Source organism: Algoriphagus lacus (assembly GCF_003583985.1).
GTDB classification, from domain to species: Bacteria; Bacteroidota; Bacteroidia; order Cytophagales; family Cyclobacteriaceae; genus Algoriphagus; species Algoriphagus lacus.
Genome location: NZ_QXML01000010.1, coordinates 68,482 through 86,788, shown reverse-complemented (window position 1 = coordinate 86,788; position 18,307 = coordinate 68,482). Strand labels below are relative to the sequence as shown.

Annotated in this window: 20 protein-coding genes; 11 read left to right on the top strand and 9 right to left on the bottom strand. The window is 42.7% G+C overall.

Annotation, left to right across the window (positions count from 1 at the left end):
* Window positions 1-13 precede the first annotated feature (13 nt).
* On the bottom strand, window positions 14-1,462 hold the full coding sequence (locus tag D0X99_RS17250) for an ATP-dependent DNA helicase (protein WP_119479108.1): 1,449 nt from the start codon (window positions 1,460-1,462) through the stop codon (window positions 14-16).
* A gap of 14 nt (window positions 1,463-1,476) precedes the next feature.
* Between D0X99_RS17250 and D0X99_RS17245 the strand changes: the two genes are divergently transcribed.
* Genes D0X99_RS17245 through coaD form a run of 4 tightly spaced genes read left to right on the top strand, consistent with a single transcriptional unit; the run spans window position 1,477 to window position 3,912 of the window.
* A complete protein-coding gene (locus D0X99_RS17245; protein WP_119479107.1) occupies window positions 1,477-1,986 on the top strand; it encodes an NUDIX domain-containing protein in 510 nt (169 codons plus the stop codon).
* Window positions 1,987-2,036: 50 nt separating this feature from the next.
* Window positions 2,037-2,621, top strand: coding sequence for a hypothetical protein (locus tag D0X99_RS17240; protein WP_119479106.1), 585 nt, complete (start codon window positions 2,037-2,039; stop codon window positions 2,619-2,621).
* 12 nt (window positions 2,622-2,633) lie between these two features.
* Window positions 2,634-3,452, top strand: coding sequence for a DUF3822 family protein (locus D0X99_RS17235; RefSeq protein ID WP_158587728.1), 819 nt, complete (start codon window positions 2,634-2,636; stop codon window positions 3,450-3,452).
* 4 nt (window positions 3,453-3,456) lie between these two features.
* Entirely contained in the window at window positions 3,457-3,912 is a 456-nt protein-coding gene (coaD, locus tag D0X99_RS17230; protein ID WP_119479104.1) for a pantetheine-phosphate adenylyltransferase, read from the top strand.
* Here coaD and D0X99_RS17225 read toward each other — a convergent pair.
* Window positions 3,909-4,586, bottom strand: a complete 678-nt coding sequence (locus D0X99_RS17225; RefSeq protein ID WP_119479103.1) for an NUDIX hydrolase — start codon at window positions 4,584-4,586, stop codon at window positions 3,909-3,911. The two genes, coaD and D0X99_RS17225, sit on opposite strands and share 4 nt — an antisense overlap.
* A 95-nt stretch (window positions 4,587-4,681) precedes the next feature.
* Between D0X99_RS17225 and pyrE the strand changes: the two genes are divergently transcribed.
* Window positions 4,682-5,326 carry an orotate phosphoribosyltransferase gene (gene pyrE, locus D0X99_RS17220; RefSeq protein WP_119479149.1) on the top strand — a complete coding sequence of 215 codons (645 nt, stop codon included), beginning with the start codon at window positions 4,682-4,684 and terminating at the stop codon, window positions 5,324-5,326.
* Between the two features lie 29 nt (window positions 5,327-5,355).
* Here the strand turns inward: pyrE and D0X99_RS17215 are convergent, their stop codons facing one another.
* The 7 genes from D0X99_RS17215 to D0X99_RS17185 all read right to left on the bottom strand — a co-directional run bounded on the left by D0X99_RS17215 (window position 5,356) and on the right by D0X99_RS17185 (window position 11,605).
* A complete protein-coding gene (locus tag D0X99_RS17215) occupies window positions 5,356-6,546 on the bottom strand; it encodes a hypothetical protein (RefSeq protein WP_119479102.1) in 1,191 nt (396 codons plus the stop codon).
* 6 nt (window positions 6,547-6,552) lie between these two features.
* Window positions 6,553-7,383, bottom strand: coding sequence for a type 1 glutamine amidotransferase (locus tag D0X99_RS17210; protein ID WP_317133433.1), 831 nt, complete (start codon window positions 7,381-7,383; stop codon window positions 6,553-6,555).
* Window positions 7,384-7,426: 43 nt separating this feature from the next.
* On the bottom strand, window positions 7,427-8,533 hold the full coding sequence (locus D0X99_RS17205) for a carboxylate-amine ligase (RefSeq protein WP_119479147.1): 1,107 nt from the start codon (window positions 8,531-8,533) through the stop codon (window positions 7,427-7,429).
* Window positions 8,534-8,558: 25 nt separating this feature from the next.
* Window positions 8,559-9,515 (bottom strand): ATP-grasp domain-containing protein, encoded by a 957-nt coding sequence (locus D0X99_RS17200; protein ID WP_119479101.1) that lies wholly within the window; start codon window positions 9,513-9,515, stop codon window positions 8,559-8,561.
* Between the two features lie 127 nt (window positions 9,516-9,642).
* Window positions 9,643-10,356 (bottom strand): esterase family protein, encoded by a 714-nt coding sequence (locus tag D0X99_RS17195; protein ID WP_119479100.1) that lies wholly within the window; start codon window positions 10,354-10,356, stop codon window positions 9,643-9,645.
* Window positions 10,357-10,462: 106 nt separating this feature from the next.
* A complete protein-coding gene (locus D0X99_RS17190) occupies window positions 10,463-10,984 on the bottom strand; it encodes a hypothetical protein (RefSeq protein WP_119479099.1) in 522 nt (173 codons plus the stop codon).
* Window positions 10,985-11,083: 99 nt separating this feature from the next.
* Window positions 11,084-11,605, bottom strand: coding sequence for a gamma carbonic anhydrase family protein (locus D0X99_RS17185; protein ID WP_119479098.1), 522 nt, complete (start codon window positions 11,603-11,605; stop codon window positions 11,084-11,086).
* 139 nt (window positions 11,606-11,744) lie between these two features.
* Between D0X99_RS17185 and D0X99_RS17180 the strand changes: the two genes are divergently transcribed.
* From D0X99_RS17180 to lptE, 6 genes are all read left to right on the top strand, one after another.
* The gene (locus D0X99_RS17180; protein ID WP_119479097.1) at window positions 11,745-12,467 is read left to right on the top strand and encodes a YceI family protein; all 723 of its coding nucleotides are present in this window, start codon (window positions 11,745-11,747) and stop codon (window positions 12,465-12,467) included.
* Window positions 12,468-12,540: 73 nt separating this feature from the next.
* Window positions 12,541-13,779 carry an anthranilate synthase component I family protein gene (locus D0X99_RS17175; RefSeq protein ID WP_119479096.1) on the top strand — a complete coding sequence of 413 codons (1,239 nt, stop codon included), beginning with the start codon at window positions 12,541-12,543 and terminating at the stop codon, window positions 13,777-13,779.
* Window positions 13,769-14,893 (top strand): DNA polymerase IV, encoded by a 1,125-nt coding sequence (gene dinB, locus D0X99_RS17170; protein ID WP_262696740.1) that lies wholly within the window; start codon window positions 13,769-13,771, stop codon window positions 14,891-14,893. The genes D0X99_RS17175 and dinB overlap by 11 nt, the downstream gene beginning before the upstream one ends.
* A 132-nt stretch (window positions 14,894-15,025) precedes the next feature.
* Window positions 15,026-16,501, top strand: a complete 1,476-nt coding sequence (miaB, locus tag D0X99_RS17165) for a tRNA (N6-isopentenyl adenosine(37)-C2)-methylthiotransferase MiaB (protein ID WP_119479095.1) — start codon at window positions 15,026-15,028, stop codon at window positions 16,499-16,501.
* Window positions 16,498-17,781 (top strand): sigma-54 interaction domain-containing protein, encoded by a 1,284-nt coding sequence (locus D0X99_RS17160; protein ID WP_119479094.1) that lies wholly within the window; start codon window positions 16,498-16,500, stop codon window positions 17,779-17,781. Before miaB ends, D0X99_RS17160 begins: the two co-directional genes overlap by 4 nt.
* Window positions 17,768-18,304 carry an LPS assembly lipoprotein LptE gene (gene lptE / locus D0X99_RS17155; protein WP_119479093.1) on the top strand — a complete coding sequence of 179 codons (537 nt, stop codon included), beginning with the start codon at window positions 17,768-17,770 and terminating at the stop codon, window positions 18,302-18,304. The genes D0X99_RS17160 and lptE overlap by 14 nt, the downstream gene beginning before the upstream one ends.
* Window positions 18,305-18,307 lie beyond the last annotated feature (3 nt).

Sequence of the window (18,307 nt, the reverse complement as noted above, 5' to 3'; positions counted from 1 at the left end):
ATCAGACAGATTTTCAATCTACCGGAGAATCCACCGGTTTGACAAAAAAGCTGGGAGAAAAATTCACCAAAAAAAGCTCCTCGGTAGCCCGGGTAATGGCCGTATAAAGCCAGCGTACAAAATCCCGATCCACTTGTTCCTCATTGAGGTATCCCTGATCAACAAAAACGGCTTTCCACTGTCCACCTTGGGCTTTATGGCAAGTCAGGGCATAGGCAAACTTGACTTGCAAAGCGTTGAGGTACGGATCTTTTCGGATGAGCTCCATTCGCTCGGTTTTATTGGCAACGTCTGCATAATCCTGCGAAACTTGATCGTAAAGACTTCTGTATTGCTCTCGGGTCAGAGATGGGGAAGCTGAGTATAGCGTGTCTAAAATCACCTTGGCTTCAAAAAAAGGTTCTTCTGGATAATCCAAAAGTCTCAGCTCCAAGGTAGCAAACCGCAATCCATACATTTCTTCAAAGTTTCGGATCTTCATGACTTCAGCCATATCTCCATTGGCCAAAAAATTGACTTTATCCGACTCCGACATGTAAGTGTAGTTGTTTTTCACAATCATCAGCAAGTCTCCAGAACATATTTCATCTTCGTAAAAATGAATCACCCGGCGGATGTAGAGATTGTATTGGACGGCTGATTTATTGGAGCGGGTAACGATGGTGGTATTTTCCGTTCCATACTTATCATAGGCATAGCGCAAACCGTCTTCAAGTTTTTCCGAGGTCATTTTAAAAATATCCCGGAAGGCACTGGTTTGAATTTGGACTTTGGGATCCTGAATTAACAGCTGATCTCGCAAGCCGGTCGCATTAAACAATATCCCGGATTCCAATTTTTGTCTCATTACCTCAGTCAACTCTATCTGTTCTGCTTCCAATCGGTAGTGTCTCAACAAATACCCGGCATCCAACGCAGGACTGTACTCGCTTCCGACGGGTGGAAGCTGGGCGGTATCACCTATAAACAACAACCTGTTATCTTTTCCAGAGAAGACAAACTGGATCAAATCCCAAAGTAGATTTCCGGACATCCCACCATCGTCAGCCAACATGGAAGATTCGTCCACAATAAATACGGTGTCTTTGTAATAGTTTTTTTGAAGAATAAACCCTCCGCCCATCGTACCCGGATCGCCTTTGGGTTTGTAGATGATTTTATGAATGGTGTAAGCCCCCCTTCCGGAGTAATTACTCATTACCTTAGCAGCCCTTCCGGTTGGGGCGAGTAAAAGGGACCTCATTTCCATTCGGGGCAAAACTTTGACCAAGGCAGAGATCACCGAGGTTTTACCGGTACCTGCATACCCTTTCAAAACGAAGACCGGCTTTTCCTCCGGTTTTTTCAGGAGAAACGCATCCATTTTTCGGAAAAAAGCCGCCTGCCCAGAAGTCGGTACAAAAGGAAAATATTTAGCGATCAGGTCCGAGGGCTTTAGTGCGCCCTGATTATCTTTACCCATAGAGACGAATGTAAATGCCAAAAGACAACATCAGCAAAGAAATCGAAGCAAAATTTGGACACCAGCTCCGAATGAGGGTGAATGGAATCCTGATCGAGGAGGATCGACTGCTGATGGTCAAGCATCGAATGGGAAATGGCCGAATCCTATGGTCGGTACCTGGAGGGGGAATGAACTTTGGGAGTTCTGCATCGGAAAACCTGGAACGGGAATTCCTTGAGGAAACAGGATTGGAGGTAAAAATTGAAAAATACCTGTTTGTTCACGAATTCCTGAAGCCACCACTCCATGCCATGGAACATTTTTTTCTGGTAAAAAGGACGGGCGGCAATGTATCTTTGGGAAAAGACCCCGAACTTTCCGGTGAAAACCAAATTCTCGAAGAAATAGCCTGGATTGGCATAAATGATCTAACCCAGATCCCAAATGAGTCAATTCATCAAGTCTTTTGGGGAATTAATTCCCTTTCTGAGCTGGCTTTGTGGAAAGGATATTTTAATTTTGGAAATAATTCTATAAAATAGCACGTTTTAAAAACCTTCAACCTTAACCAGATTTCTAAATCTCTATCAAAATGAATCTTACAAAAGTTCTCTCCTTTGTTTTCTTTGCAGTTGCTGCGTTTCTGGGATACCTCCTTTGGAAGGGTGTGGATGACGTAGTGGAAGAAGAAAAAAGAATTGCATTAATGGAAGCAGCTACTATCGAAAAACTCGAAATGCTTCGTGATGCTCAGCTTGCATATCAGGCTGCAAATGGAAAGTATGCCAGCACTTGGGATTCGTTGAAGACATTTATCCAGACTGGACAAATTTGGTTGGTTCAAAGAACCGAAACCACTAAGCTATTGGACTACGGAGCTGAAGAAATCAAAGTAACATTTGACACCTTGGGTTCTGTAACTGTGATGGACTCTTTGTTTAGCACCAAAAAATTCCCTGACTTCAATCTTGATCTATTGCCAGTTGTTCCAGGTTCAGGAGGAAAGCAGTTTGAATTCTTCGCAGACAAAATCGAAAAGACAGGTGGATACATGGTAAGTGTATTCGAGATTAGAGACCCATCTCCAATCAATCCTGACAGAAGAGCAAATAACAACGAAAAAGCATTGAGAGTAGGCTCAAGAACTGACGCCTCTACCGAAGGTAACTGGAAATAATCCCTTTGGATTTTGGAAAACAACCTTAAGGTCTATAAAAGTGATAAGTTTGATGTGGAAGACACAGCGAGCTTATCACTTTTTCTTTACCCCCACTCCTTTTTTGTATTTGCCAAAGACCAAAATCAGGCAAATATCGGTATTCATCACTACCAGGATTTTAGCTGGGAAAAACTGGAATGGCTCCTAGGTACTGATCCACTGCTTAGAAATGATGTGCCTGTAAAAGTTTACTTCCATCAAAAGGGATTTAGCCTAGTTCCTGGTGCACTTTTTCAGCCTGGGAAGGAAAAGGAATACCTGCATTTTGCCCAGGAATTAGCTGAAGATGTGGTTTGCTTTGCTTCCGGACTGGACAGCAACAATCTTCAGGTGGTATCCTACATAGGACAGAAACTAAAGAAAACCTTGGACGCCAGGTATTCTGAGGTAAGCCTTCACCATGGAAGCTGTTCCTTCTTGTCTTATTTGTTCAAGGAGCGATTTAATTTGATAGGTCAGGAAATCCTCATTAACTATTTCAAAAGCCACATTTACATTGCAGCTTTCACAGACCAGGATCTGAGCATATTTAATATTTTTGAAATAGCAGGTAAAGAAGACCTTTTGAAATATGCATTGATTACGATGGATCAGTTGAAATACGAACGGAACCATGTCCGAATCAGCGTGTTTGGTGCCACTGAGAAAAGCGGAATTACAGAGGATTGGGGGAAAGATTATTTCCAGAACTTCAGATTGGTAAACCCTCATGCCAACCAGAATTATACGCATGGATTCAAGCACCTGAAGTCTGAAAATGTGCTTGAGGCTTTTTGGCAATACGAATAAGGAAATGAAAAAAATCGCAATTTTTCCAGGTTCATTTGATCCCTACACCCTGGGGCATCATGACATTGTAATGCGAGGCCTAAATCTATTTGATGAGGTAATCATTGGTATAGGTTATAATTCGAGTAAAAAGAACCGGTATTTTGATATCGACTGGATGGTCTCAAAAATTGAGAGCGTTTATATTAATCAAGATCGGGTCAAGGTGGTGGTATATAATGAACTCACTTCAACATTGGCTAAAAAATACGAAGCAAACTACCTTATCCGAGGGCTTCGAAACACCACAGATTTTGAATATGAAAATTCAATAAGCCAAATGAACCGTTATCTAAATGATGACCTTGAAACTGTCTTCCTGATCACTTCTCCTCAGTTTGCCCAAATCAGTTCGACAATAATCCGTGAGGTTCACAGATTCGGTGCAGATGTTTCTGACTTCCTGCCTTATTCCCTTTAATTCTTGATGTGGTTCTTGAGGTAATGCTTGAAAAGATACCTCATCGAAGGATAAGAGTTGATTAATGCTGTCTTGGCATCAGTTTCAGAAAGCCAAAGAATTTCCTCAATCCCTTCCTCTGCCTGAGGTTTCATTCCGGCGTCATTGATACAGTCCATAGCATACCAATAGGTCTTCTTCAGGATACTTTTCCGGTTTTGGGTGTACGTATGCCAAGTGTTACAAATGTGAGGTCCTAGTTTGACTTTTACATTGCATTCTTCTTCCACTTCCCGCTTTGCACAGTTTTCCGGAGTTTCACCTTTGTCAAATTTACCTTTTGGAAAATCCCATTTCCCCAATCTGAAAATCATCAAGACCTTATCTTTTTTGGACACAATCCCTCCAGCCGCTTTGATGATCGAAAACCTACTTTTGATGAATTCTTTAAGGGCTTTCTTGTCTTTGGTCACCAAGGTTACCGAATCCAACTCCTTCATCTTGCGAGTTCGGAGCAAATACAACAACCGAATAATCAGGTCATGACTGGGTTCATGAAACAGGATATCCTCTTCCCAGAGCATGTCGGAAGGCAACTCTTCCAGATTGGAATAAATGAAATCGTAAGACTTAGCCGGATCGAGCTCCTCATAACTGATCAGTTCGACAGGTTTATCATTCACAAAGATTTTCATGATCAACTCCGATAAAACAGGTGGTGTGGTCAAAAATGCATAAAAAATTCAGCCAGTACAATCTTCCCGCAGCAATATCCATTATTTTTGAAACCATGGAAATTTTAGACCCAAGCATTGCGGCCGAAGTAGCCGACAAACTCCTGGAAATCCAGGCTATTCGTCTTCAACCTGAAAAACCATTTACTTGGGCATCTGGCTGGAAATCACCAATTTATTGCGACAACAGACTTTCGCTTTCTTACCCAGAAGTCCGAAATCTCATCCGCGATCAATTGGTAAAAAGTGTCAGTCATTTTTTCCCAACGGCTGAAGCCATTGCTGGCGTCGCTACTGCAGGGATACCCCAAGGGGCCTTGATTGCAGACAAATTGGAATTGCCTTTTATCTATGTCCGATCCAAACCAAAGGGGCACGGAATGGAGAATATGATTGAAGGAAAGGTAACTCCAGGTCAGAAAGTTGTTGTGGTAGAAGACTTGGTATCAACGGGCGGCAGCTCGCTTAAAGCTGCTGAAGACTTGAAAAACGCCGGCTTTGAAATATTGGGTATGGTAGCCATTTTCAGTTATGGCTTTGATGTGGCAAACAAAAATTTCTCAGATGCGGGTGTAAAATTGGTTTGCCTGAGTCATTACGATGCGTTACTTCCCAGGGCTGTTGAGCGAAATTACATCACCTCAGAAACTCTGGAATCCCTAGCCGAATGGCGAAAAGATCCCGGAAGTTGGAAGCAGTGATAAAAATTTAGCCGGGTCTCCCGGCTTTTTTACTTTTCAAAAAGACCGATTGAACCTCCTACCCAATCTTTGTCTTTGTTGAATTTAACTCCGATCATTTCTCCCCTACTCAGACGAACCAAGTTTCCAACAATCGTTGGACTTTCATCTTTTTCGGGCCATAAACAAAGAATTCGAACCTCAACTTTTACTTTGCCATCGGGAGATTGAATCACAGGAGCATAATGGACTTTTTTCTGAAGAATATACAGATCCTTATCCTTCACCGCTTCCACATCTTCCTTTTTTACATGGAAAATCACACCTGCCCCCGAAAAAGAAAAAAGCGGCTTGAGCACATAATTCTCCAGATCCTCAGGAATTGACTCCAGTTCGCTGAGAAGTTTTGTTTCAATGAAATGGGGGCCTTTCAGGTAAGGAAGAATAAACTTGGAAATCCGGGTGTACCAATTAGGATGGCCGGCCCACTCCACATCCAACTTCTCCTCGAAACTAAATTGAAGCTTCAAGTCTTTCCTTAAATCCAATTCATCGAAAATCACCCGGTTGTAAATTCTTCGGATTCGGGTTTTTTCACCTGCTTCATTGGTGTAAAAAAGTTGCTTTCCCTCTTTAATTACCTCGGTAACACAGACTAAAGGTATGCCCAAATCTCTTCTTGCATAGTAAAAGTCAATCTTGGTGTTTTGCTTTTCCGGTTCGATCTCAAGGAGTACTACTTCGCTTGGAGAAAAGTCTCCAAAAATAACCTCCTTCAGTTTTTTTAGGTAAATCTCTTCATCAATCCCATCAGGATAAGGAGACATTTCCTTAAGAAACGGATAGATCTTTTGAATTTTTCGATACAGATTAAATTGAAAATTGAAAATGGAAGGAAACCCCTGAACCTCGATCAGCTTTGGGGTGATGTGGCCGTTTTCCTCACAAATCCCAAAATCAATCGCCAAAAACTGAGTATGAGCATCCTCATTGGGAACTGCCGTATTCAGTTCAATCGACCGCTGAGTCAGCTGTTTGAAATCGGGTCTTTTGATAAAATCGATTACCTGATTGCATCCCTCAAAAATCTGGTTTTGAAGATTTTTAGGAATAAAAAAAGGAGTCTCTGCTATTCGAAATGTAGGTGCATAATCAAAATCTGAAGCGATGTCTTTGAGAAAAGCCTGATACTTTTCCTGTGAAAATTCTTCATTAAATCGCTTTCGGATGGATTCGATCATAGAAAATCAAGTCAAGGATGGGGTATTGACCATTTTGAGTTTACGAATCGCCTGCTCCAAAAAGTTTGGAATCAGCGTCTCATTGGTTCTGTAGATTTTGTTTTCATCGACCAGATCTTCCAACATTGTCCGAAACTTTGCCTTGCCTTTGAGTTCGATTATTTTTTCACGAACCATAGGCTTTTTCAAATGCTCCAGAAAGCTCACTGCATCCGCTTCAGGATGGAATTGGGTTCCAACAATCTCATCTGAAAACCGGATAGCCATAATTGCCCGTTCATATTCTACATGGTTTCGGATTTTTTCAAGTGCGATGATTTTGGAGCCCAAAGCCTTAAACTTGCGGCTATTGGGTTGGACTACTTGATAATCCCTTGAATCCACCGCCCAAAAAGGATTTTCCAGATTTGCAAAAAGTGGATCATTCATCCCTTCAGGAGTTTTGTGTACTGTCATTACTCCGAATGAAGTCGATTTTCTTTTGGTAATCTGTCCCAATCCAAAATGCTTACAGGCCATTTGAAAAGAATGGCAGATCAGGAGGAGGTGCTTTTTTTGAGAATGATTTTGATTCCAAATCCATATTTGATCAAGAAAATCATAATAGCGCAAATCCCAGTTTCCGTCTCCTTCCATAGGATTTCCTGGTCCTCCTGTCGAAATAAAGAGGTCATATTCACGGATTTCAGGAATTTCTGCTTTCCCCCTGACATCGAATTCCCGATAACTGATCACATCGGAAAACCTGGCCAGGATATCATGAATACACCGCATACCCTGATTGGGCTCGCCGTCATACATGTCCAAAATCGCCAGATTTATTTTTTTCTTGCCCACGGTGTTAAGTTGGTTTGGTCTAGGGACAAAGGTAATCAATCGATCAAATCCCCTCCGTAAACTTCCCTGTAATAAAATCCACTACCGCCTCCAAGCTCCCGGTTTTTTCAAAAACCGCAAGTTGTTGATCGGCTCCTGTGCCTTTTTCGAAAATTTTATGCACGTAGTTGATTTCTTGCCTGCTCCCCAATTCATCCACTACATCGTCAATGAATTCAAGCAACTCCATGATCAATTCCTTGGTCGGTACTTCAATTTTCTTACCAAAATCAATCAGCATTCCATCTATTCCGTTTCTTGCCGCTCTAAATTTATTCTCCCTGATCAAGGCAATTCTGTAAACATTGAAGCTGGTATTACTCATCTGAAGTTTATACAGCTTAGCCACCACTGCCTGAATGATTGCTACAATGCAAATGGTTTCGTCCACTGTCAAACACATGTCACAAATCCTGAACTCGATTGTGCTGAAGAATGGATGCATTCTCAAATCCCACCAGATTTTCTTGGGGTTGTCGATGCAGTTGGTTTTAACAAGGATTTCAAGAAAGTTGTCATACGACTGCACGGAGTCGAAATATTCAGGAAGGCCCGTTCTTGGAAACTTGGCAAAGACCTTTGATCTAAAGGCCTTTAAACCCGTATTTCTTCCTTCCCAAAACGGGGAATTGGTAGTCAGGGCATAGATATGGGGTAGAAAATAGCAAGCCTGATTCATCAATTGAAGTGCAATTTCCCTGCTTTCTATACCCACATGCACATGCAAACCAAAAATCAGGTTGGATCTGGCGATGTCTTTTAGCTCATTTACAATATTGTGATAGCGCGGATCATCGGTAATCTCCTGATCCTGCCATTTGGCAAATGGGTGAGTACTTGAAGCACCTGCCACCAAACCTTGTGCGGTAGCCAATTCGGCTATTTTATTTCGGAGAAAGGCTACTTCCTTTCTTGCCTCCGCTACGTTTTGGCAAACATTTGTTCCAACCTCAACGACTGATTGGTGCATTTCTGCCTTTACCTGCTCATGCAAGACAATTTTTCCACCTTCCACAATTTTGGACATGTGAGATCTAAGGTCCCTTGTTTTAGGGTCGATGATCATGTATTCCTCTTCCACTCCCAATGTAAATTGCGGGAGTTTTTTCAACACACTGGTCATAAGCTGATCGTCTTTAGAATCTCTTAGCTACTTCTACCGAATTTTTCACAAAAGTGCCCCAAGTCAGGTTCATCTGACCGGGTTTCTGGGCTTTGGCATAGGCAATAGCCATTTTTGCTGCTTCTTCCACTACCCATTCAAAATTCTCCTGTCCGACGGAGTTGACATCAGCATCAGGAGCTGGATTCCCAAAGTCAATTGCATATGGAATACCATCCCTTACCGCAAATTCAACCGTATTGAAGTCATAACCCAGCCCAGTGCAAAGTTTGATTGTGTAATCCTTTACAGTATTGAGCAATTTTTTGGAGGCTGGAGCTCTGTCCACCACATACCGAAGATGGTGTGGATTCCGAGGTTCATATTCCATGATTCGTACCGCCTTCCCTCCCAGACAGTAAACTCTGAAATACTCATCAAATACAATTTCTTCCTGCAAGAGCATGACCAACTGACCTGTTTCGGGATGTTTTTGGAAAAACTCTTCCTTGTTTTCCAACCGATAAACATTCTTCCAACCACCTCCTGCATAGGGCTTCATATAAGCAGGAAACCCGGTGTAATTGAAAATCCCATCCCAATCCAATGGTGCCACTAAGTTTCGAAAGGACTTAGCAGTGGTATCATCAGGATGCTTGGCCGAAGGTAAAATAACGGTCTTTGGAAGAGGCACCCCCAATTGATCAGCGAGGCAGTTGTTGAAAAATTTATCGTCAGCACTCCACCAAAACGGGTTGTTGATTACGGCTGTGCCGGTAAGGGCTGCATTTTTCAGATATGCTCGATAAAAAGGCACATCCTGGGAAATTCGGTCAATAATCACCGCGTACTCCGTCAATTGATTCTGGATGACTTTGTCTATCCGAACCGGTTCGGCAATGATTCCTTTTTCTGCTTTTTGATTTACGCGCTCTACAAAAGCATGGGGAAAGGTGTCCTCCATACCGAAAAGTATCCCGATTTTTTTCATGTGTTATTGTTGTTTTTTGTGGTTACACCTTAATGCTGTCAGAAAGCTTGAATCTAACATGATTGAACTGATCCCTTTTGGTGATACATGGTTCATGTTCGATTTCATGATTGATTTAAATGATTTTCTAATCGAATTTAATGGTCGATAAATAATGCGGAAACATATCTCTCCAAACCGGCCAATCGTGCTGCTTGTCCTGTCGTACGTCAAACCAATGCGGCACTCCTTTTTGATTTAGGACGTGGTGGAGCTTAATATTTGAGTCATAGCAAATATCCCAATTGGACGTACCCAAGACTATTTTCATGTTCCAAAGTTCATGATCCTGAAGTCCGGGAAGATACTCCAAAGGACAATTGTAATAAATGTCATCGTGCTGATAACCATCCATGAAATTTCGGATATCAAAAGCACCGCTCATACTAAACATATGGCCAACATAGCCTGGATGCCTGAAAGAAAAATTTGCAGCATGATATCCACCAAAACTGCAACCCGCCATTGCCACCTTCGCAGCCGAGGTATTTAGACGGACTCGTTCCACGATCTCATGACAAATCATCTTGTCGTAGGCCACATGATTCTGGATTCGTTGGTGTGGGTGGATTCCCTTGTTGTAAAAACTTTGCTTATCGTTACTCTCCGGACAGAAGATTTGTACCAATCCCTGCTCAATAAACCAATGGGCAGCACCAATCAATCCCATGTCACGGTTTTCATGAAATGTACCCATGGAAGTAGGGAAAAGGATCACTGGATATCCGGCATGGCCAAAAACAAGCATTTCCACATCCCTATTGAGGTGGGGAGAGTACCATTTATAATATTCTTCTTTCATAGGTTGAATGTTGACTAAGAAAAATGGCACTTCGTACCGTTACGAAATACTAGTCAAAATTCAGTGAAAAGAAAAGTGTCCAAGAAAAGCCTTTGGGGTGATTAAATTAAATTTCCGCCTTTTGAGAATTAACTGACAAAATTTTTCTGCCCACCAGAAAATTCAACAATCCAAAAAGAATCATAAAAATTAGCACCGCTACCATAATCCACTTGGAAGTAGTAAAAAATGAAGAAAGCAACGCCAAAAACTCATTCTCTTTAGGGAAAATCTTCAGCATTTTAAGGACTGTAAGGTTTTCAAAAAAATCGATTGTCAATATTAAAACCGGTAGAAAAACCACCTTCCTGTTTCCCCAAAGCTTCAGTAAAATCCCCGAAAACAACAGGCAGTAGACAATCATATAAGGCGTGTCCAATAGCCAAAGCCCAAGACTATAGACATTTCGGTGATCCAAATCAAGATTGCCCAAAGCGAGATATGCCTCCTCCACTGAATAGGCAAACTTCAAATCCAATGCATTTTCCTTGGACAGGAAATGGCTCAATAGGTAGTTGAATAAAAGAAAAAGACCAGCCAACAAAAGTAAATTTTTACCCTTGCTGAGAAATTGAAAAAGTTTTTTCATCTCTAAAAATTTAAGCTTAGCAAAATTAAAAATTACAGTGAAGATGACAAAAAAATAGAAAGCTATTATTAGTTGTAAATCAGCGGTCTGGATATGTTTTCAACCTTCAGTTTCTGAAAACCATTTGGAATACATGGGATAGTTTCTGGCTGTCCGCATGATTACTTCTTTCATTTCCGGACCTAATTCTTTGACTTTCTTGGCAGGCATCCCTGCATAGATCGAATTGGGTTCCACTACCGTTCCTGCCAAAACAACCGCGCCGGCAGCAATAACCGAATCAGAATGCACTACAGCACCATCCATCACTATGGCACCCATTCCTATCAAAACCCGGTCATGAATCGTGCATCCATGGACACAGGCATTGTGAGCTATGGAAACTTGACTACCAATGTATGTCGGGGCCTTTTGGTAAGTACAATGAATCACTACCCCATCTTGGATATTGGTATCATCTCCTATCCGGATTTCATGAACATCCCCTCGGATGACGGCATTAAACCATACAGTACAGTTATTCCCCATTACCACGTCACCTACTATCGTCGAATTTGGGGCAAGCCAGCAATCCGCTCCAAACACTGGGGTCTTGTCTCTCACTTTTAGGATTAAGGCCATAAGAACTTTGCTAAGGGTTTTTATTCAGAAAATTATTCTCCCTGAAAATTAGAAATTTTGATCCAGTCGTGAACTTTTAATTTTGAAATGTGATTTACGTGTTTATACATTTGTTGTCAAAACAAACAAACCACACATTATGAAACTAACCAAACAAATCGGACTATTCGCAGCAGTCGCAATGCTAGCATTGGCTTGCGGAAAACCAAGTGACACAGTTGAAGCAACTGATGCTCTTGAAGTGGCTGCCGGAACTGGAGACACGCTCAACATCAATCCAGCATCTACCACCATTTCCTGGACTGGTTACAAGCCATCTGGAAAACATTTCGGTAAAATCCCCGCAACAGAAGGCGTGTTGACTGTATTGGGAGATACAATCACCGGGGGTTCATTCACATTTAACATAGTCGGCCTGAAAATCGAGGATATGCCAGAGACGGACGAAAACTACGGTAAATTGTATGGACACCTTCAGTCTCCTGACTTCTTTGATGCCGCTAATTTCCCAACTGCGAAATTCGAAATCACCGGAGTGGAGCCCTTCAAGGCTGGCGACATGGTGACTGACAAGCAGGAATTTGCTTCAGACAACACTCCTTCAACAGACAGTTCTTTGGCTCCTGCCAATCCAACTCATTGGATCAGTGGAAACCTTACTATGAGAGGAACTACCAAAAACATTAAATTCCCTGCAGCTGTTAGCCTCGCAAACGGAACATTGACAGCAAAAGCTGGATTTAACATCGACAGAACCGCATGGGGATTGATGTATGGAGACGAATCCGCGGCAGCTAACAAAGCAAAAGACCAATTTATCTACAACACCGTTTCCTTGGAATTGGATGTAACTGCAAACTAAGAAACCAACTACCCAGTGATAAAAGAGGGATTCTGCGGAATTCCTCTTTTTTTTGCTCTAAAAGTTAGCTTTTATGTATTCCCATTCTTTTTCAAAAGCTCAAGATCTCATCCGACTACTCCGGTGGGCAGACTTGAAGTTTGAACATTTCGCACTTTTTGAGGGTAATGGTTCCGATTTGCCTGAAGGGTCTTTCGATTCACTTTTTTTTGCAGGAAATAAGAAAATCGATGCTATATCTGCTTTAAGCTTTGAAAAAGGAGCTGACCGGGTTGGAATCATCGGCTACGATTTTAAAAATCACATCGAAAACCTGCAAAGTAAAAACCCGGAATTTTTCCCTTTACCCGAGCTTTGTTTTTTTGAACCTGAAATTTCTTTCCGAATTACGGAAAATGGCATTTGGTCCAAAAAACCTGTTCCGGATCAAACCCTAAATGAAATCCTGAATTTCCCGATTCCAGAAGAAGGAAACACCAGCTGTGAAATTTACCTCCAAATCACCCGGGAAGAATACCTGCAACGGATCAAGAAAATCCAACATGAAATTCTTGAGGGAAATACCTATGAAGCCAATTTCTGCCAGGCTTTCTATGGGAAATTTGAAAGTTGGGATCCGATTTCTGCTTTCCTAAAGCTCAATCAACTATCTCCTATGCCTTTTGCCGGGCTTTTTAAAGCAGGAAGACAATGGTTGGTCTCAGCTTCTCCTGAGCGGTATTTAAAGAAAATTGGAGATCGTCTTATTGCTCAGCCGATCAAAGGAACCATACGTAGAGGCAAAACACCGGAGGAGGATGAGATCAATCAAAAGCTGCTACTTGCAAGCGAAAAAGAGCGCGCTGAAAACCTCATGATCACCGACCTCACCCGAAACGACCTCTCTAGAGTTTCCAAAACTGGATCGGTCAAGGTGGAAGAATTATTTGGAATCTATCCCCTGCCTGGGGTTTTTCAGATGATCAGCACGGTGAGCTCTGAACTCAGGCCCAAAATCGCCTTGAAGGAAATTATTCACGCTACCTTCCCGATGGGCAGCATGACTGGTGCACCAAAAATCAGCACCATGAATATTATCGAGCGGGAAGAGAGCTTTCGTCGGGGTTGGTTTTCAGGTGCATTTGGCTGGATCGATGAATTAGGAGACTTTGACTTTTCGGTGGTAATTCGGTCCATTATTGCTGATTTGGACACAAAAAAACTCTATTTTGGAGTGGGTAGCGCGATCACCATAGATGCCTCTGCTGAGCAGGAATACGAGGAATGTGCGCTGAAAGCCCAAGCCATCTTAGAATTACTTCGTGGAAACTAATCCTGAATCTCTCTCACCGATACGAAAAATCATTCATGTGGACATGGATGCCTTCTATGCTTCCGTGGAGCAGCTGGATCATCCCGAATGGCGTGGCAAACCCTTAGTTGTGGGAGGTAACGAAGCCCGTGGAGTCGTAGCCGCCGCAAGCTATGAAGCACGGAAATATGGAATTCATTCCGCGATGTCCTCTGCTTTGGCGGCGAAGAAATGCCCTCATCTGATTTTTGCACGACCACGATTTGAGCGATACAAAGAAATCTCGTTGCAGATCCGGGAGATTTTTTATGAGTATACTGATCTGGTAGAGCCTTTGTCCTTGGATGAAGCTTTCTTGGATGTCACCGAAAACAAAGTGAATCTCAAGTCTGCCATTCTTATCGCACGACAAATCCGTGAAAAAATCAAGGAAAAAACAGGGCTAAATGCTTCCGCTGGGGTTTCATACAATAAGTTTCTGGCTAAAACTGCTTCCGACCTCAACAAACCCAATGGTCAAGCGGTCATCCTGCCTGAAGAAGCGGAGGCCTTTTTGGAAAAACTCCCCATCGGAAAATTCTTTGGTATCGGTAAAGTCACAGCCGAAAAGATGCAGCAACTGGGCATCCACAACGGATTGGATCTCAAGCAATACTCCCTGCAATTTCTTACGAAGAAATTCGGAAAATCAGGCTTGCATTACTTCAATATTGTCCGGGGAATCCATCTTTCTGAAGTTCAACCACATCGGGTCCGAAAGTCACTGAGCGCAGAAAACACATTCGAAAAAGACCTCATCACATTACCTGAACTGGAGGAAAATCTCCATCCGATTTTCGAAGAGGTCATCCGGAGAATCGAAAAAAGTGGGATCAAGGGACGGACTGTCACACTGAAAATCAAACATTCTGATTTTACTCTCCAAACCCGTAGTAAGACGGTCGAACAATACCCAGATTCGGAAACCATTTGGAAAATCGGACTGGAACTTCTCCATCAGCAAGAAATCCCAAAACCTGTCCGCCTTTTGGGTTTGGGAATTTCCAATCTAAACATCACTGAAGAACAAGTGCATTTTGGAGAGCAGTTAAATATACCGTTTGAGGAATCGAAGGATCATTATCCTAAGAAATAACGAACAACCTTCTGCCATTTTGTCCGCATTTTCGTAATTTTGCAACCCAAAGCATTCATTCAAGGTTTGATGAACATCCAGCCTGAGCAAATGAATCTGGCTAAAGAAGATTTATAATCACCTTTCCATCCAATGGATCTGATCAAAGACATCGATATTATCTCTGCCGAGGAGGCACAGGCTTGCGATTACAAAACCACCGCTGACGAAAACACCGGAAAATCCAAAAAACTTTACATCGAAAGCTACGGCTGTCAGATGAACTTTTCCGATTCGGAAATCGTGGCCTCGATCATGAAAGAAAACGGCTATGATACGACCTCGGATTTTGAGCAAGCGGATGTGATCTTTTTAAACACCTGCTCTATCCGTGAAAAAGCAGAACTCACAGTCAGAAAAAGACTTAGCCAGTTTCAAAATGCTAAACGCAATAAGCCTGAATTGACTATTGGAGTTTTGGGCTGTATGGCAGAGCGACTGAAAGAAAATCTCCTCTCAGAAGAAAAAATTGTAGACGTGGTAGTTGGCCCTGATGCTTATCGGGATCTTCCTAATCTGGTAGCCGCTGCAGAAGAAGGGGAAAAAGGTGTCAATACCTTCCTTTCCAGAGAGGAAACTTACGCCGACATTGCCCCTGTCCGTCTCAATTCAAATGGAGTCACTGCCTTTATTTCGATCATGAGAGGCTGCGACAATATGTGTTCATTCTGTGTCGTTCCGTTTACAAGAGGACGTGAAAGAAGCCGTGATCCGCATTCCATCGTTGCTGAAGCAAAGGACTTGTTTGAAAAAGGATACCGCGAAGTTACTTTACTTGGCCAAAACGTGGACAGTTACAAGTGGTCTCCGGAAGAAAACAACAAAGCCAGACTCAATAAGAAGGAAGAGGAAGTATCTGAAGTGGTCAACTTTGCCCATCTGCTGGAAATGGTCGCTCAAGTAAGCCCTCTCTTGCGGGTTCGCTTTTCTACTTCTCACCCCAAAGACATTACCGATGAAGTACTTCACACGATGAAGAAGTACGACAACATCTGCAAATACATTCACCTCCCTGTCCAAAGCGGTAACAGCCGGGTACTTGAGCTGATGAACCGAACCTATGACCGGGAGTGGTACCTGGACCGTGTCCGGGCGATACGGAAAATTTTGGGAGAAGAATGCGGCATTTCTTCTGACATGATCGCCGGATTCTGTACTGAAACAGAAGAAGAACATCAGGAGACCCTTTCTCTGATGGACATTGTGAAGTATGATTTCTCCTACATGTTTTTCTACTCTGAGCGTCCAGGAACCTTGGCTGCAAAGAAATTTGAGGACGATATCCCTCTGGAAACCAAAAAAAGAAGGTTGGCAGAAATCATAGCAAAGCAAACCGAGCTTTCCTATGAGCGAAACAAAATGGATTTGGGGCAAGAGCAGCTGATTCTAATCGAGGGAACTGCCAAAAAATCAGACCAACAGCTCAAAGGAAGAAACTCGGCCAACAAAGTGGTCATTATTCCGGCTGATTTGGCTAAAAAAGGAGACTACGTGAAGGTTAAAATCACCGACTGCTCCCCTGCTACGCTATTTGGGGAAGTATTGGAAGTAAATCCTGTCTTGGCATGATCACACCTGCAGAAATTCAAAGCGTCAAGCAGCGCTTCGGAATCATAGGCAACAGTCCTCTGCTTAATCATGCCATTCAGGTAGCCATGCAAGCGGCACCGACTGACATGACAGTACTCATCACCGGAGAAAGCGGAAGTGGTAAAGAGAGTTTTTCCAAAATCATCCATTCCCTTTCCCTACGAAAACACGGAAAATTCATTGCGATCAACTGTGGAGCTATCCCCGAAGGCACGATTGATTCCGAGCTTTTTGGTCATGAGAAAGGATCATTCACCGGAGCGCATGAAGCTAGAAAAGGTTATTTCGAAGTAACTGACGGGGGCTCTATTTTCCTGGATGAAATCGGGGAAATGCCGCTTGGCACCCAGGCCAGACTCCTCCGTGTGCTGGAAAACGGTGAATTCATCAAAGTAGGCTCTTCCAAAGTCCAGAAGACAAACGTCCGCGTCATCACAGCTACCAATGTCAACCTGCTGAAAGCCGTCGAAAAAGGTAAATTCCGAGAGGACCTCTATTATCGACTGAACACTGTTCCGATCTACGTTCCACCTTTGCGGGAACGAGGAGAAGACATTGTACTTCTTTTCCGCAAATTCACCGGGGATTTTTCTGAAAAGTATCACGTAAGACCTATCAGTCTGGATGCTGAAGCTCAAAGCATGTTGATCCGTTATGCCTTCCCCGGCAATATCCGCCAACTCAAAAATATTGCTGAACAGATTTCCTTGCTGGAAGAAAACCGTGAAGTCAATGCCCAGACTCTTTCCAGGTACCTTCCTGCGGATAAGGCGCGACTTCCTATGGCATTGGGATCCTCTTCCGTTGATAGCTCGGATTTTTCGGAGAGGGACATTCTGTATAAAGTCCTTTTTGACATGAAAAAGGATATGAATGACCTCAAAAAACTGGTTCTGGAATCATATCAAAGCGGCGGAATAAATTCTTCCATCATCCAAAAGCATCAAGGACTTTTTGAGGACTTGGAGTCAGGATTTTCCCAAAAAGAAAGTATCGAAGGAAATCCCTCCTATCAGGTTCCTTTGGTCTTGGATTCTCAGAAAAACTCATCCATGAATGAGGAGGATTACGAGGAGGATGTAATTGAAGATATCATTCATGAAGAGGATGATAACTCGCTTTCTCTGGAGAAAAAAGAGAAAGAGATGATACTTAAAGCGCTGAGAAAGCACAACAACAAAAGAAAGTACGCAGCAAGTGATCTCGGAATTTCAGAACGAACGCTCTACCGAAAAATCAAGCAGTATGAAATTGAGTAAGCGCTTTTTCCCTTTGCTGGGTTTGATTTTGCTGGGTTTGCAGGCCTGTTCGGTAAAGTATAGCTTCACCGGAACCAACATCAATTACGAATTGACCAAGACCTTTTCGGTTGACAACTTCTTTAATGATTCAGGAGGCGGACCTGCCAACATGGAGCAGCGCTTTACGGAAGCCATGAAAGAATACTACCAGCGTAACACCCAACTGGAGTTGGTAAGGACGAATGGTGATTTACAGTTTTCCGGAGCGATAAGCAGGTACTCGCTCACTCCCCAAGCGGCAGTATCCAGCGGAGACCCCAATCTTCCAGACCGAGCAGGGCAGATGAGATTGACTATTTCGGTAGATGTGGATTACATCAATCTGAGCAATGAAGAAGAAAGTAAAAAGCAGACTTTTACTTTCTTCAAGGATTACGATCCCCGAAACGTGACTTTGCTGGACGTGGAGAATCAATTGGTCGAGGAGATTTTCGAGGTAATCATCCAGGATATTTTCACCGCCACGGTGGCCAACTGGTAAATT